Annotated in this window: 1 protein-coding gene; it reads left to right on the top strand. The window is 65.4% G+C overall.

All coding sequences use genetic code 11. The features are described 5' to 3' along the window. A partial coding sequence (locus tag JQ558_RS36905; RefSeq protein WP_212296727.1) for a flagellin occupies positions 1-1,923 on the top strand: 1,923 nt, incomplete at its 5' end. Between the last annotated feature and the right edge of the window lie 44 nt (positions 1,924-1,967).

The following is a 1,967-nucleotide window of genomic DNA, read 5'->3' as shown; positions in this document are numbered from 1 at the left end:
AAGAAGGTCAACACGGCGCTCGACAATCCGACCAACTATTTCACCGCCGCCTCGCTCGATAGCCGCGCCAGCGACATCAACAATCTTCTCGACGGCATCGGCAACGGCGTGCAGGTCCTGCAGTCCGCCAACACCGGCATCACTTCGCTGCAGAAGCTCGTCGACTCCGCCAAGTCCGTCGCCAATCAGGCGCTGCAGACGACGGTCGGTTTCTCGACCAAGTCGGCGTTCACCTCCGTCGATATCGCGGGCGCAACGGCCGACAATCTCGTCGCCGATCAGGACCCGACCAACGCTGCGTTCACCGGTACTTCGGCTCCGCAGCGCGCTGCGTATACCAGCACGGCCGCGACAGCGGGCACCCAGCTCTATTCGGGCAACGCCACCAACGCGAGCGCTTCGACGCTGCTGTCGGCCCTGACGACCAACGCCGGCGTCGGCGGCGCCGCCAATGCGATCCAGGCTAACGACACGCTGACTGTCAACGGCAAGACGATCACCTTCGGAGCCGGCGCGAATGGCCTCGTCGGGTCGGGCACCGCCTATACGATGGGTGTCGATACCTCGTTGAGCGATTTGATGACAGCGATCGACACCCTGTCGGGCAACACGACCCCGGCCAACGCGTCGACGGCAACGTCCGGCATCATCACCCTGAGGTCCGGTACGGCCGCCGACCTCGTCGTGACCGGCTCCGCAAACGTGCTCGACAAGCTCGCCATCGACGGCGCCGGTGCAAGCACCGCCACCCGTGGCGGTGGCGCCGTGACGGCCGGTGCTCTGGCCGGCGCCACCAAGCTGAGCGTCGGCGACGGCACGGCCGCTTCGCTGTCGAACGCCTTCGCGGTAGGTGACACCCTCACCGTCAACGGCAAGACGCTGAGCTTCGTGGCCGCGAACACGATCGGCAACGATCCGAACCAGATCAAGATCGACAGCGACGTCACCGGCCTGCTGGCGAAGATCGACGGCCTGACCGGCTCGTCGACGGCCTCGACCATCACCGGCGGCGTGATCACGCTGAACACCGGTACGCTGAGCGATCTGACGATCACCAGCAACAACGCTGGCGCTCTGACCGCGCTCGGTCTGGCGGGTGGCGTGACACAGGCCCGCACGCAAGTGCCGGGCGTGCTGGAAGGCAAGACCCTGAATATCGGCGCGACGGGCGGAGGCACTGCCACCGACATCGTGTTCGGAACGGGTGCCGGCCGCGTCTCCTCGCTCAACGGGCTGAACGATGCTCTCGCCGCCAACAACCTGCAGGCCACTTTCGTGTCCGGCAAGCTGACGATCACCACCACGAACGATGCGGCTTCGGCCACGATCGGTGCGATCACCGGTTCCGCGGTTGGCGCTGGCCAGGCGTTCGCTGCCGGCACCACGGCGCCGGCTCCGGTTGTTGACGCATCGGCCAAGCTGACCCGTGACAACCTGGTCAGCCAGTACAACAACATCATCAATCAGATCACCACCACCTCGCAGGACGCGTCGTTCAACGGCGTCAACCTGCTCGGCGGCGACACTCTGAAGCTGACGTTCAACGAAACCGGCAAGTCGACGCTGAGCATCCAGGGCGTCAACTTCAACCCGGCCGGCCTCGGCCTCGACGTCCTGACCACGGGCGCTTTCAAGGACAACGCTGCGATCAACGAGATCGTGACGTCCCTGAACGGCGCGTCCTCGACGTTGCGCTCGCAGGCTTCGGCCTTCGGTTCGAACCTGTCGATCGTGCAGATCCGTCAGGACTTCAACAAGAACCTGATCAACGTGCTGCAGACCGGCTCGTCGAACCTGACGCTGGCCGACACCAACGAGGAAGCGGCGAACAGCCAGGCGCTGTCGACCCGCCAGTCGATCGCGGTGTCCGCGCTGGCGCTGGCCAACCAGAGCCAGCAGAGCGTGCTCCAGCTGCTCCGCTAAGTTCGGCTGCGAAGACAACGATCAAGGCGGCGGGGGAAACCCCG

The sequence above is a fragment of the Bradyrhizobium sp. AUGA SZCCT0160 genome (assembly GCF_018130105.1).
Taxonomy (GTDB): domain Bacteria; phylum Pseudomonadota; class Alphaproteobacteria; order Rhizobiales; family Xanthobacteraceae; genus Bradyrhizobium.
This window is presented reverse-complemented; position numbering and strand designations above follow the sequence as displayed.